The sequence below is a fragment of the Pseudomonas sp. LTGT-11-2Z genome (assembly GCF_003691445.1).
In the GTDB taxonomy this organism is placed as follows: Bacteria; Pseudomonadota; Gammaproteobacteria; order Pseudomonadales; family Pseudomonadaceae; genus Aquipseudomonas; species Aquipseudomonas monteilii.
Map to the genome: position 1 here is coordinate 1,620,291 of NZ_CP033104.1, position 13,166 is coordinate 1,633,456.

The window sequence follows — 13,166 nt, forward strand, 5'->3', positions numbered from 1 at the left end:
TCACGTCCTCGAGGTGTAGGTCAGGGCGTCGGCTTCAGCGCGTGCTGCCTCGACCTGGTCCGGAGTCAGCCGTTCGGCCAGGCGCTGGGCGAATGCGTGTTCGTTGAACTCGGAGATCCCGGTTAAGCGCGCACCGTAGAGCTCGCTCACGTGGCGGACCTGCTCGATCATTTGCTCGCGGCCGGGTCGGTGCAGGGGATGGCTGATGATCAGCGTGAACACCGGCGATACAGGTCGTGTTGGGCGCATACCGGGTCTCACTGCTGAAGGGTTGTGGCTGTGATCAGCACCGGGTAGTGCTGCAGCCCCAAGCGACCAGCAATATCGCTGGCAGGAACGGGCATCACTTGCAACCCGGGAGCCCAGCGGCGGATCTCTTGCAGTCGTGCCGCGTTGCCAACATTCACGGCGAGTCCCACTGCCTGCAGGCCTTGAAGTGCCGGCAGTTTCTGCTTGAGCCAGGCCTGCGACATTGGATCATCCCCGACGATGAACATCGGCTGCAGACCAGCTGCATTGATGACCCGTCCCTGTACTGGGCCCGGGCTCAGTTCTGGAGTCAACACCGGGAAAGCCCCTCCAGCCCTGACACCAGTCACAACTGGGGGAGCGTGCGCAGGCTCGGGCTCAATGTCCTGGTAGTAGAGCAATGCGGATGCTCCGCCGCGGTCCTCTACTACTGTGAGCACCGCTTGCTGGTCAGCATTGGTGGGTAGGGCCAGGCTGGTCACCATCGCGAAGGCTAGGGCTTGCAAGACGTGTGACCGCCAGGCGTGGGGATATGTCATGGGGTCCGTACCTCGAAATTGATGCCGGTGACCCGGCTGAGATGTTTCGCGAAGTAGCCTCGGTACTTTGCCGCCGGCGCGCCGCCGGCCGGGCGGTGATACCGCCCGGCAGCATCGATCCAGGTTCCGCCCTTGGCCTTTTGCTCAGCCAGGATCTGGGCGGTCAACGCCAAGTTCTTGTAGGGGTCCAGGCCTTCGCAGGGAAAGCTGTAGCGATGCCCGTTCGAGCGAATATTGGTTTGCCCCAGTCCCACGTCGACTCGAGCGGGCCCAGCGGTCGCAATTGCGACCAACAGCGCTCGGCAAGCATCTGCGCGGGTGGCGAAGCGATAGCCGGTGCCCGCGACATTCAACGTCCACGGCCAGGGCACAAGCTGACCCCGAAGGCGGGTGCCGCTCTCCTGCAGCGCCACTGAATAGAGCACGACCGGTGGAACCCCGTGCCTGATGGCGATCGCCTTGTAAGCTGGTGGCGGATCTTCCACGCCCCACGCATTGCCGGCGAACAGTAGCACCGGCAGCAGGCAGAGCTGCCACCAACTCATTGACGGCGCCATGATCCGTTCACCTGCGTCACGGCCGCTGGCAGCGAGCCGCCGAGACCGAGGCGAATCCAACGGCCCTGGTCATGATTGAGTGTGATCAGTCGGCTTTTAACACTGGACGGGTCAACACCCGCGAGGATTGCCCAGCGGCGAATTCGTTCATCGTCGTTCTGGCTGCCGACGAAATAGAGGTCAAACGGTGTCTGGGACGCCTGCAGGCGTTTGACCTGGTCGATGCAGGGCAGGCAGTCGTCTTTGACGAAGAGTGCCATTCGCCCGTTACCTTCCAGAGCTGGGCCGCTCCCGGACCCGGCCCGGGTCGAAGGGGAGGCCGAAATCTCAATGGCATTGATGCCCGGGAACAGACGCTGGTACGCCTCATCGTAGGCTCGCTGGTAGGCGAGCTCCCTGTCGACTCGTTGACGCTCTGCCTGAACCTGGAGCTCGGCAAACCGGCGCCGCTCACTATCCGATCGAGCTTCGATTCCGAGTGCAGTGAGCGGGTCAAGCCCCGGCGAATACACCCCCCGAGGCCCTTGCATCACTTCTTGATATCGCTCGTATTCCTTGGAGGTCAGGCCCCACTCCTGCGCTGCTTTATCATGAAGCTTGTCCTGCGACAGGATGCTTTCGCTGGTGAGCTGTTGAACACTGGGGGCGCCTCCTCCTACAGCGGAAGGAAGCGGCGCGGCCTCAATGCCCGCAGCAGTAAATGCGCAGGCGCAGGCGATGGCTCGAACGATTGGTAGATTCATGATGCTTTTCTCATGGCTGGATGCTCAGGGTTCGGGTTGTGCCGCCGGCGTCGAAGGTTGCAGTTCGTTCATCTACAGCCTTGAGTCGCCAGGTGCTGCCACTGACCACTTCGCCTGGCCGAAGCAGGTAGATCTGGCTCAGTCGCGTGCTACCGGTGGGGGCAACAGATAGAAAGCGCTCGCCGCCCCGGTATTCGAGACCGACCATCTGAAATGGTGGAGGCTCTTGCGGGATGGGCGTGGCTTTAACCGGTGCGGGCTTCGCCTTCGGTTTGGAAGTGGAGGCTTTAGGAGCTGGTGCAGTTGCCTGGGCCTGTGGCCTGCTCATTTTCTGCACTTTGCCGTCAAGTGACTCAAGGTCGGCTTTCAGTACCAGGAGATCGCCCGCAGTCGCGGATGAGCGAGTGGCTTCAACTGCAGCTTCGTGGGCCTGCTTTGCCGTGGCTTGCACAGCATCGATCCGGCTCGAGAGTGTTTGCTGGCTAACACGGAAGTCTTCCATCGTGACCAGGGGTTTGCCTGACACAGTGTCGAGACGATCGTCGATCGCGCTCACCCTGCTCTGGAGTGCGTCGATGGAAATTTTCTCTGCTGCTCCGTTCACAGCGCGAGACAGGGTCGACAGCTGGTATTGCTGGAACGCGATGATGCCGCCCAGGATGAGCAGTCCTGCGGCGATGGGCAGATATTTTCGGATCGGCAGTTTCATGGGTGTCCTCTCGAAGCCGAGTACACCCTCGCGCATCCATGATGCTGTTTCAGCAGAAAATACTTAGCCCGACCGTGTGGAATTTATTGATCGATGCCAAAGGGCCCGCCATCTGCTGGCGAGCGCCGCGACTGCAAACCCACCTTTGCAGCCCAGGTCGCTCAGGACGAGCGTGCTGGACAAACGGTTTTCTCGGCTGACGGCCAGTGAACGATTGCCACGAATGTTTAGAACCAGCCATCTGGGGGTTACACTGGATTCACTTTCCAGCAGGCAAAAAAAAACCGCCTTTAGGGAAGGCGGTTTTTGTGCAATCCAGATTAGGGGGCTGAATTGCGAGTCCTCACAGGGACCATCAACGTGCGTTCAGTTTACGTTCGTAAATTACGATTTGCAAATGGTGGTGGTCCGATTGGGATTGCGTTTTGGCATGCGACGAACGTACCGACCGTTTTCGGTGGCCTGAAAACCGATCCGCTTTTCGGCTTGGCTGAAAGCTGACTGCTTCCGCCCATGATCGCACAATGCCAGATTTGCAGCTATTATGGCGCTGCCTGCACTCACGTTGCCCGAAGCAGGTGGCCAGTTACGCAACAGTTTCATCCCCCAGACGCGGCGTAGGAACCCGCGCCAGATGACCATCCGGGGGTTCTCAACCGGCCACCTCACAGGGACCATCAACGGTAACTCGAAGGCGCTATGTGTTCTGGAAAAAGCGCTGGAGGTTCGGCCTTACCTACTTAGGAGGCCGAAATGTCTAAATTTGGACGTTTGTGGGACCTCGTTTGGAATGGTTACAGAGCTTTCAAGCTGTACGAGTTCCTGCGGGACCATTATGAAGACTGGTTCTAATTAATGGGGAAGCCCCGTTCTGGTTCGCCAGGGCGGGGCTTTTTGCATTAAGACAGAGCATGGCCAATGCCTGGCGCGCCACCCTCATCTGCAGTAAACCCGCCATAGCTGATCTAACCGGGTCGTAAACGACTGACTCAGCAGTTCCCGACGCATACCCCACTCAGGGCTTCTTGGAACGTTGGCAGATCTCAGTGTGCCTTTGCCGTACCGCTGGTTTATGCCATCCATTACCGACATCAGGCGATCGCAGGCAACTGGTTGCGTTGCCGCGAAGAGATCGTCAGTGAACTCACCCGGTTGCCGTAGCAAGGAGATATCGCGGTAATGCCCAAGCCCAGCCCTCGCTCTCCGCCGAAGTAGAGGGATAAGCCTTAGCCCGTTATAAGACTTGATAATCAATTGTGGCTGAAATAGGCTTAGGACCGGGCCACTTGCTGCCTGCCCCCTCCGCCGAATTGGCATGGTGAAAGCAAGGTTTTACCCCCTAATGGTGATTCTCACCGGCAGGTCGCAAAGGAGGGTCCGACACGCGATGCGAGCCGGTATATTGAGAACACATCATGACCAAGATTGAAGCGCTGAAGTCACAGGCCAAGCGCCTGCGCACCCACCTAGCAGCAAATAACGTTCCTCTCAGCCATAGCCAGGTTCTCGAAGCGGTTGCTGTCATGCATGGACATCGAGATTGGAACACGGCTTCAGCGGCCGAAAAAGAACATTCCGCGCTCCTGAAAGATCCCCAACATCTTAATTTGTCATTAGAAGCCATTTTGAATGGAGGCATGCAGCCTGGTGCAGACCTTGGGCCAGCCGAAGTGCAGAGGGAAGGCACTTACAGGCGCGGCTACCATCACTGTGCTGCTGTGATCATGCATGCGATGCGAGGGCCCGCGCCGATTACGGCTGCCATGTTGAAGGGCTGGATCGAGGGGGCGGGTAAGGAGTGGAGACATGATAAGCCTCTGGACCGTATGATCATCGCGCCCGCCTTTGTGGCTGCGAACGCAGAAGATTAGATGCTATCTAAGTGTTTTGAAGCGGAAGTAAAGGCATGCGTGGCCTCTAATTAGCGGGGGCTGAGTGTTCTTCCTCATACTAAAACCTTCACCAATTATTATAAGGGTCTTTCATGGCAAGCTTCACAGAAGGTAACAAATATCAGTTCGCGCTCCCAGATGGACAGGTCATTGTCCTTCTCTTTAAAGGTTTTGAGGGATATATGGAGCCTGTATGGATTGATCCGGCGTCCGGTCAGAAGGTCCAGCTGCCACCATTTAGCAGCTACAAGAAGGTTTGAGGGAACTAGATTAAAAGAGGCCACCTGAAGGTGGCCTTAAGTTATGCAGCAATCAGTTGTCGTGCGAGAGCCATCTCTACCGAATCTCCATCTTGGTTTAACGAGTCGAGTCCGGATTCCGGCACATCGCCCGAAGTGCTCTGGGCCACTGCGATCTTCTTGGCCATCAACTGCAGGCAGGTGATCTGCGAGCTGCCGGCGTAGCCGAAGAACACTACGCGGACCGGGTGTTTCTGCCCGATCCTCCACGACCGCCGCGCGGCCTGCTGTAGGGTGTACACGTTGTACCCGGTCTGCAGGAACGCGATGGTTGGGAAGTCCAGCAGGTCCAGCCCGGTCTTAACCAGCTCCGGGTTGGTGAGCAGCACGTCGACACCACGGTCAACCTGGTCGAGGATCCAGTCCTCGCGCCGAGCCGTTTCAACCGTGGCCCGCAGTACCGCAACGCGAAGGCCTGCCTGCTCGAGGACCTTCTTCAGCCTGGACGTGGTGTCGCGCGTCCCGCTGTAGACGGTATATGCAAGGACCTTGCGGCCTTTCGCTTTCTCCTCGAGGCAAAGGTTCAGCAGCGCCTGCTCCTTGGGCATCAGTTCATGGTCGCCGAAGAGCGCCGGCACAAAGGCCAGCGTGTCTCGAGTGCGCGGATGTTTGACCATCTCCGATCGGAAGCAGCAGTCCGGCCAGGCCAGTAGCACGTTGAGCACCACTCCCAGAAGAGTGGTGTCTCTCCGGGCCAGGGCCTGGCGGAGCTCAGCGGTCAACGTGGCCGCCAAGCGCTGGTAGGCCGAGGCCTGCTCCGGCGCCATGGGCACGTCGATGAACTCCTCCTGGTAGCTGGGCAGCACGTTGCCACCGATATCCTTGAGCTTCAGGAACACGGTGAATGGCAGCACGAACCGGTGGATGCCTTTAGGGCCGAAGCCTGGGGCCTTCACGGTGCGTACCGACAGCTTCTTGCCCTTGGCAGTCTTGTGCGAATCGCCATCGCGCTCGGTGTAGATGTCCTTGAGGACTCCGTGATCGCGCATGAACGACATGGCTGCAGGAGCCATACTGCCGCGTGCGTTGGGTCGGTAGCCGTCCTCGATCATGCGCTGGGTGAGAATGCGGAACAGGAGGTAGAACAGGTCGTCGGCGTAGCCGCCCATCAAGGTCCCGGTGAGAAGCACGGTTTTACGCGCCTTCGCGGCCAACACCCCCATGGCCTGGCCCTGGGCCGAACCGCTGTTCTTGTATTCATGCCCTTCGTCGACAACCAGCAGGTCGAAGAAACCATCGGGTAGGTAGCGCTTGATGAACTCTGTCGGCTGGTATCCGCCTTCGCCGAATCCAAACTCGATGTTGGCCATCGCCCGCTCCATGCGCTTGGCCTGACGGTCGCTGAAGACGAAGTTGCCTTTCGCGTCCATCAAGTTGATGAACTCTGAGACGTTGTCGACCAGCATCGAGGCCAGGAAGTCCTCGCCGAAGTCGTTCAGCAGCCGTTCCGCCCGGACCGGGCCGATCGTTGGTATCCGGCACATCGACTTCAGGATTGTCGAGCGTCGGTCCCCACCATCAGCTTTGCCTGGGCGCATAAGCGTCCAGAGGGCAGCGTTGCAGGCACTGCAGTTGCGACGGCGATCACCGCGCTCGAACTCTTCCACGGTGACCAGGTTGCCTTCCAGGTCCTCGAGGACCTGGCCGCAATCTGGACATGCCGCCAGCCGCTGGCCACCTGCAGTGCGCCGCTTCCAGCAGGCGAGTCGCCAGTGGAAACCCATCCGCATCCTGACGCGGCCGAGGATGAAGAACTCCGGCCGGCCGTCATAGGTTTGCCCCGCCTGGTCACGCAGCTTAAGCAGTTTGACCAACGTGTCCGGGCCGTTGAGCACCCAGACGCGGGCGCCTGGTGTGGTCTCCAGGATCTCGCGCCGCCACTTGTAGACAAGGTGGGGTGGTGAGATGACGAGGGTTCGACGGTAGCCTGCCGCGTGGAGCACGGCAGCGACTGCGATGGCCATCATCGTCTTCCCGGTACCCATCTCGGCGTTGATGATCGCAGCTTGCTCGTTGCGATCGAGCAGAAGCGCCGTGATGGCTTGGACAACCTCAGCTTGCGCCACGAATGGCGTGCGCTTGAGACTTGCCATCACGGCCTGGCGCTGTTCGTTAATGCTGCCGGTATAAACCGGAGGGTTGGAGCGGTTGAGCGACTCCAGTAGCTCATCGCCAAATTCGTCGATGAAAGCCGTCAGGTTGATATTCAGTGGGGAGTTGGCCGAGGCGGCTGCTTGGGTCAGTGCGTTCATGTGCATCTCCTGCAGGGAAAGCAGGGCATGCACAAACCCCAGCGGGTATGGGCATACCCTGTGGGTCGGTGTGGGGTTGTCGCCGTTGCGGCGTGGGTCAGTAGTCGCTGGGAAGCAGCAGGGTGGTGGAGCTGCGGTCGGCTTCGGTGATGATCCAGAGCCTGGACTCGTCGCCCGCGTCGATGTCGTAGCCTGAGAACAAACGGTCTCCGTGGGTAAGCGCAAGCTGATTGGAGGCCCGATCGTCATCGCATAGCTCACCCCAGTCGCCAGCAAGATGGCGTTTCAGCGCGGGAGTAGGGTTGAGCTGCCCGGTTTCGACCAGATGGCTGACAGCGGCGGTCATCATGATCTGCCCCGGGTTGAACAGCGGCGTTGCAACTGACTGATCGGTTGCAGGCGCTTCGTCGTTGCTCGCCGGTGAGGAACTGATGATCAGCACCTTGCCGTAGTTCACCGAGGAAGGTGTCATTTCCCAGGCGCGGATGATCGGAATGAACCGGTCGGTGAGGATCCTGACTTCTGAGACGTTGCCTTTCTCGTCCTCGGTGAATTCTGTCTTGCGCACCTTGTCCTTGTAGGTATCACCCTTCACGACCAAGACGCGCCCCGACTTCGAACGTACAACACCGGAGATTGCGCCGGCGGCCAGGGCCAGGGCGAGGTGCCAGCGAGAAAGCTCGCGGACAGGGGCTCGGGGTTGAAGGCCGGCCTGACCGAAATGCAAGTTGAAGTCGGGCCAGAGGCCTCGCAGCCGCAGAATCTCGGAGGCGAATTGCTCCGGCTCCAGGGTAATGCGGTAGAAGTGCTCCAGCTCGCTGGCAACTGACGGAATGAGGTACGGCTCCCATGGCCAGGTGGCAGGGATCTCCTCGGCCAGTTGCTGCCCAGCGCCGATCGCCTGCAGGCGGGACCTCACCTGGTTGGTGGTGGCCCGAGCCAGGTCTTGCCGGCGTACGCGAATGCCGAAGATCACCACCTGTTTGAAGGTGGGGTCTGCAGCACCGTATACGCGCAGTTCGGCGAAGTGGTTGCTCAGCCATCCTGTGAACTCGTCGTCCAGCACGTAGTGAGGAACGATGAGCACCATGACGCCGCCGTACTGCAGAAGCGGGAGGCAGCGTTGATAAAAGGCTTTCTCCAAGCGCCGGCGGCCGTTGCCTTGGTACTGGGATGCACCGGAGTGATCCGCGACCAGGTCACCGTAGGGTGGGTTGAGCCAGAGCAAGCCGAACGACTGGCGGCTGATCAAGGTGTCGAAGAGGTCGCTGTGCAGCACCCGGTCGAGCAGGCCACGCGCGTGATCCGCGCGTTCGAGATCGTACTCGACGGCGAACGCTTGGACCTGGTCGCGGCCTAAGAGATGAGCCGCTTCAGCAAGGGCGACACCCTCGCCGGCACAGGGGTCGCAGATCCTCATCCTGCCCGAAGTGGCGGGAGTGAGTGCCTGCAGCGTGCGTTCAAGAGTGATTTCATCGGTGGGGTAGTAGCCGTTGCGGGCAAAGTTGCGCGCCAGGCGCGGAAACATGAGGGCCATAGAGTGTCCTTTGAGTTGGTGGATGAGCTCAGGCAGGTGCCTGAGCTTCAGTGGTGAGTACGCCCTGGCGAATCAGCTCTCCGAGAGTAGGCTCGAGCACCTCGAGCTTCATGGCGAGTCGCCAGGCGCAGACATTGCCGATCGCTCCAGGGAGGGCGATCAGCATCTGGTGCTGGGTGAGTACCTCAATCACGGGCTCGCGCCAGTGGGAGAGAAGGGGGAGTGGGCAGGTCTCGATTACCAGCGGCCAGAGTCGATGGTGTGGAGCTTCATTTCGCTCCAGGAGGGCGAAAGCGAAGTGATTGGCTTGGTCGGGAACAGAGGCGCGTCGATCGAACAGCCAGAGGTGCAACATGCTGCCGAACAACGTCCCGCGGAATTGCCGTGTGGTGCGCTTTTCCAGCAGGTCCTGGTTGGGGAAGACGGGAATGCTCCGCCCGTCGACGAGAATGTGAAACTGCTCAAGGCCATTCTCTTCCCGGCCAAGTGTGAGCCTGGCCAGAAACTCCTGTAGTGCGGTGTCACGACCCCAGGCCGACATGAACACCAAGTTGCGTTGTTCGTCGCACACACAGGCGTCGACGTACAGGTCCGGGCATTCCTCGATCTGAAACAAGGGGGATGGGTGCATGATGGCCTCCATTGTGGAGGCGTCCGTCCCAGAGGGCGGAAACGCCCCCCGGGGTGGTCTGGTGGTTAATTGAAGGTCCTGGTGAGCGGATCGAAAGCCACACTGTCTTGTTGGTGCAGCGGGCCGTGACCCTCGAGGAATATTTGGATCCGGTACTGGTCGCGGAGACGTATAGCAGCCTCAGCCTGGTCCAGTGTGAGGTCCAACTCTTCGATGAAGAAGTCGACGAGTTCCTCGTCAGTCGACACCTCGTTGTTGGACAGCTGGTCCTCAATGTTGGCGAGGGTTTGTTTGCTCAAGTGGCTGAACATGGCGTTCATGGTGGTGCTCCAGGTAGATAAATGGAGCCCCCGAGGAGGCCCCTCAGGGTGTGTGGTTCAGGTTGACTGCGGCAGTGGTCTGGCAGGGGGGGGTTAAGGCGAAGCCCTGGTCCAGGTTTGAGTTTTGAAGTCCATGGTAAAACCGAGCTGGTCCAGCCGCGTGCACTGGGCGCGCAGCCGTTGTCGGTCTACGGTGGTGTCGAGCCTCACGGTTTCGCTCAATGGCCAAACCGTGCCAAATAGCTCGGCATCGATGTCGTTCGTGCTCGGTGGCTCCGATGGACTCATCCCGAAGGGCTCATCCGAGGCGAAGGCATCAGTTTGGGGCTGTCGCGCCGGCGTACTTGGAGTCCGACGTGGCGGTATCGGTGTGGGTGGTGGCCCGTCCTCTTCAAGAGGGTCAGGGACGTTGGTTGGCAGGTGTTCTTCGTCTTCGCGACTGAGACCTGTGACATCCTCCAGGGTCATGCCCTCGAGTTCAGCCCTGATCTCAACAACGAGTCGACCGCCGTGTGAGTAATACGATGGGCGAATCTGCTTGATCGCGAAATCACCTCGGTATTTACCCTCCTGGTACTGATCCAGAAGAGCATCCTTGATGGTGAACTCACCGATCGAGGTACTGAGGCGGCCGACGTTGAATAGCCCGAGTCGGCCGGAGATGGTGCGGATGGCCAACTGGCCGGTGATTGAGATCATGCGCGCTCCCCGTAAAGCATGGGGAACTCCCAGCGGGCGTTCCCCGCGAGGGTGGAAGGTGGTCAGCAGTCGAACAGCGGCAGACCGTCGAGAACGTTGCTGTTGGGGTCGATGACCAGGAACCTCACTTCAGCCTGAGCGGCAAGAGTGAGTACTCGGATGGTCTCCTCACTGAAGCCCTCGGTGGCTTGCAGAGCTTGAAGTGTCGACAGTTCGTACCCCCAGTACTGTCCCAGGTGTTGGTCGGTCCAGGGCGTACTGAGAAGTTTGAAGCCGATGGCGTCACTGTCGGGCAGGGTGAAGCACTCGAACTGAAGCAGAGCTGTATCAGCAGTTTCAACGAGTGCCTGAAGCTCCTCCCAGTCCTCCTCGGGCAAGTGTGCAGATGCGATCTCGAACGCTTGGCTGAAGCAGGGATGAGGTACAGGGTGATCGCCGGCAGCGATGTTGAAGGGGTTGGGTGATTGTGCCATGTGGCGTGCTCCTGGTAGAGAGGAAGCCACCCCAGAGGGTGACCCCTCTGGGTGATTAACTGGCTGTGTCAGGCGGGGTCTGCAGCGGGCTGCAGCTGGATCTGGATGTAGGATGGCTCGTCCTTGGGAGTCACGATCTGCAGCATGAGAGCGACCCAGTCACGGTCGCGCCCGGTGTGGCGCTTCGTATATACGCCGAAGGACAGAGCAGTGGCCTGAGGTTGCTGCTTGAGTTCTTGCCACGCCGTTTGTACGACGGTGGCGAGGCGTTGGCTCATTTCGGCTACCCGGTCAGGGTTTTCGAGATAGACCGCACGCATCCACGCAGCGTTGTCCAGGACAACCGGAAGGGTTAGGTACGCCTCGGACGAGGCGGAGGGTATGGACATCAGAGGTCTCCAGGATGAGCGAGGCCTCAACCGCGAGGATGAGTTCCCCGCAGGTAAGTATGGTTGAAGGCACTCCATCACTGTGTGATGCGATCGCGCTACCGAGTGCTAGGCGATCTTGGGTGGGTTGGCGCAACGCGCTGGAGCCTTAAACCCTGGCTCCGGGAGGCACTGTCAACGACAGTGAACCAAAACAGAATTCGTTGGCCGGGCTGTCGGCAGAGGCCACGGGTCGCCCGTTTTTTGCACTTAAGGTCCACCCGAAGGGATACCCTTCGGGGTGGAGGACAGGTGGAACAGGATGGGTCAGAATAAACCCTCGTCGATCTCTTTCCGGAGGACAGCAGCAGTTTCCTGTGCTGCAAGATAGTTCTCCATATTGAGCTTGAAGCCTTGTCGTGCTGCTTCACGCTCCCACAACTTGTTGTGAGGAAAGGTCAGTGCTGCGTATGCATTGCGTAGCGTACTGAGCAGGCTAATCTCGTAAAGTACGTGGAGTTGGCCAAATCGTTCCAGAGCAAGGTCCGAACTCGCCTTGATTAAGTCAGCGAATCGCCGTTCGAGTACGTCAACACGGATGAAGGCTCCGGCAACATGTTTCTCGAAAGGATTGGTGATGAACATGATGTCGTTGAAGACTTGGGTAGCTTGGGACATGGTGATTCTCCGGTGAGGGGTCACCAGCCCGTTCGGGTGATGTACCCGATTAGGTTTGAAGTGCTAGGCCGACCTAAGGGCGGCTTTACATGAGAGGTAGGTTTCTGTGTGAAAACTCGAATGTTAAATTCGTGGACCATATACTGTTGATTCATCAGTTCGAATGAAACAGTGCGCTGGCTTACGAAAATGGTCTGGAGCAGGTTTTGCGCAAGCTTGAGCAAGGGCTTGCTCGTCAGCTTTGTGCTGTTCAGTAGCTCTGAATGTTTGTACAACAATCGTTATGCAAACAGCGATAGCGACGATAGTTAGGAAAAGGGGCTTGTGCTGGGTCATGGATGGTTCCAAAAGTAAAGGCGCCCTTTGGGCGCCTTGAAATAGGTTATGCAGCTTCATTGGCTGGTCGTTGAGACTCCGGTCCGAAGTCAGGCAGCTGTTCATTGGCAAACTGTTCGGCTACAGGTAGTTCCTGTTCGACAGGTTGCTTTGCAGCAGCGTGACCATGGTCGTCTGCTGTGGTGTCAGTAGTCTTCGGTTTGGCCTCGTAAACCAGCTTGCCGTCGACCTTGATCCAGCTAATGAAGAGCAAGCGACCCTTGAGACTTGCGCCGGCCTGCCCCTTCTTCTCGCCTCTTTCATAGGTAAATGCATCAGCCCAGATGTCACCGATCCGGAAGGATACGAGCACCTTTTTTTGGGCTTCAACGGCCTGCTGGCAGCGTTTGACGAGGGATTCAGCCTCGGCGCCGACAACGTTGCAGTCGATGTAAGAGTACTCGGCTTTGTCAGTAGCACCGTGCAATGCTGCAACGGTGACACAGGTGAAGGGTTTGCCCTTGCGGGGGCTGACTTCACGGATGCGGTTGAGGTAGCCGATGCCAGTGGTATGAAGATCGAAGAATTTAGCTTCGTTGGATTGATTGCTCATGGTGGTTCTCCAGTTTCAATAGCGAAAGCGGAGAAACACTTCACCCATAAGGGGAAATATTCCCCGCGTGGGTTGGGATGTAGCAAGTTGGGTAGGCTTCCATCAATCGAATGATTGATCAATCGCGCTTCCGGAAGCTTGGCGATTTTGGGGAGATCAACACCGCAATGGATGTAGCAGTCTTTCAGATCATGACTGCTCGGGCTTGGGTTGCTGACAACGTCAGCAGCTCACGACCACAAGGATGGAAACGGCGGAGCCTATTGTCAAGCCCTGAAAGAAAAAACCCTCC

At 58.8% G+C, this 13,166-nt stretch carries 15 protein-coding genes and 1 pseudogene; 1 reads left to right on the forward strand and 15 read right to left on the reverse strand.

Annotation, left to right across the window (positions count from 1 at the left end):
* From D8767_RS07485 to D8767_RS29110, 6 genes and pseudogenes are all read right to left on the reverse strand, one after another.
* On the reverse strand, positions 1-222 hold the full coding sequence (locus D8767_RS07485) for a hypothetical protein (RefSeq protein WP_009402022.1): 222 nt from the start codon (positions 220-222) through the stop codon (positions 1-3).
* 35 nt (positions 223-257) lie between these two features.
* Positions 258-734 carry an integrating conjugative element protein gene (locus D8767_RS07490; RefSeq protein WP_031324279.1) on the reverse strand — a complete coding sequence of 159 codons (477 nt, stop codon included), beginning with the start codon at positions 732-734 and terminating at the stop codon, positions 258-260.
* Positions 735-784: 50 nt separating this feature from the next.
* Positions 785-1,345, reverse strand: a complete 561-nt coding sequence (locus tag D8767_RS07495) for a hypothetical protein (RefSeq protein ID WP_060546191.1) — start codon at positions 1,343-1,345, stop codon at positions 785-787.
* Positions 1,330-2,088, reverse strand: coding sequence for a TIGR03759 family integrating conjugative element protein (locus D8767_RS07500; protein ID WP_055985437.1), 759 nt, complete (start codon positions 2,086-2,088; stop codon positions 1,330-1,332). Before D8767_RS07500 ends, D8767_RS07495 begins: the two co-directional genes overlap by 16 nt.
* Before the next feature lie 10 nt (positions 2,089-2,098).
* Positions 2,099-2,797 carry a hypothetical protein gene (locus tag D8767_RS07505; RefSeq protein ID WP_031324277.1) on the reverse strand — a complete coding sequence of 233 codons (699 nt, stop codon included), beginning with the start codon at positions 2,795-2,797 and terminating at the stop codon, positions 2,099-2,101.
* Positions 2,798-3,733: 936 nt separating this feature from the next.
* Positions 3,734-3,958: pseudogene (locus D8767_RS29110) on the reverse strand (DUF4113 domain-containing protein); the annotation flags it as partial.
* Positions 3,959-4,212: 254 nt separating this feature from the next.
* Between D8767_RS29110 and D8767_RS29115 the strand changes: the two are divergent.
* Positions 4,213-4,668, forward strand: coding sequence for a glyoxalase superfamily protein (locus D8767_RS29115; protein WP_023660738.1), 456 nt, complete (start codon positions 4,213-4,215; stop codon positions 4,666-4,668).
* A 322-nt stretch (positions 4,669-4,990) separates the two neighbouring features.
* On the opposite strand, the gene D8767_RS07520 is transcribed toward D8767_RS29115, so the two are convergent.
* The 9 genes from D8767_RS07520 to D8767_RS07560 form a co-directional block, all read right to left on the reverse strand.
* Positions 4,991-7,240, reverse strand: coding sequence for a DEAD/DEAH box helicase (locus tag D8767_RS07520; protein WP_031324274.1), 2,250 nt, complete (start codon positions 7,238-7,240; stop codon positions 4,991-4,993).
* Between the two features lie 97 nt (positions 7,241-7,337).
* Positions 7,338-8,777 (reverse strand): DUF6094 domain-containing protein, encoded by a 1,440-nt coding sequence (locus tag D8767_RS07525; protein WP_023660735.1) that lies wholly within the window; start codon positions 8,775-8,777, stop codon positions 7,338-7,340.
* A gap of 28 nt (positions 8,778-8,805) precedes the next feature.
* Complete coding sequence (locus D8767_RS07530) at positions 8,806-9,408, reverse strand: hypothetical protein (RefSeq protein WP_232109481.1); 603 nt, start codon at positions 9,406-9,408, stop codon at positions 8,806-8,808.
* 65 nt (positions 9,409-9,473) lie between these two features.
* Positions 9,474-9,728 carry a hypothetical protein gene (locus D8767_RS07535; protein WP_023660733.1) on the reverse strand — a complete coding sequence of 85 codons (255 nt, stop codon included), beginning with the start codon at positions 9,726-9,728 and terminating at the stop codon, positions 9,474-9,476.
* A 93-nt stretch (positions 9,729-9,821) separates the two neighbouring features.
* Positions 9,822-10,427, reverse strand: a complete 606-nt coding sequence (locus tag D8767_RS07540) for a DUF3275 family protein (RefSeq protein ID WP_023660732.1) — start codon at positions 10,425-10,427, stop codon at positions 9,822-9,824.
* A 62-nt stretch (positions 10,428-10,489) separates the two neighbouring features.
* Entirely contained in the window at positions 10,490-10,900 is a 411-nt protein-coding gene (locus tag D8767_RS07545) for a hypothetical protein (protein WP_060546193.1), read from the reverse strand.
* A 68-nt stretch (positions 10,901-10,968) separates the two neighbouring features.
* Positions 10,969-11,289: a hypothetical protein gene (locus D8767_RS07550; RefSeq protein ID WP_081259041.1), complete on the reverse strand. Its 321-nt coding sequence runs from the start codon at positions 11,287-11,289 to the stop codon at positions 10,969-10,971.
* 306 nt (positions 11,290-11,595) lie between these two features.
* On the reverse strand, positions 11,596-11,946 hold the full coding sequence (locus D8767_RS07555) for a hypothetical protein (RefSeq protein ID WP_060546196.1): 351 nt from the start codon (positions 11,944-11,946) through the stop codon (positions 11,596-11,598).
* A gap of 382 nt (positions 11,947-12,328) precedes the next feature.
* Entirely contained in the window at positions 12,329-12,874 is a 546-nt protein-coding gene (locus D8767_RS07560; protein ID WP_060546198.1) for an STY4534 family ICE replication protein, read from the reverse strand.
* Between the last annotated feature and the right edge of the window lie 292 nt (positions 12,875-13,166).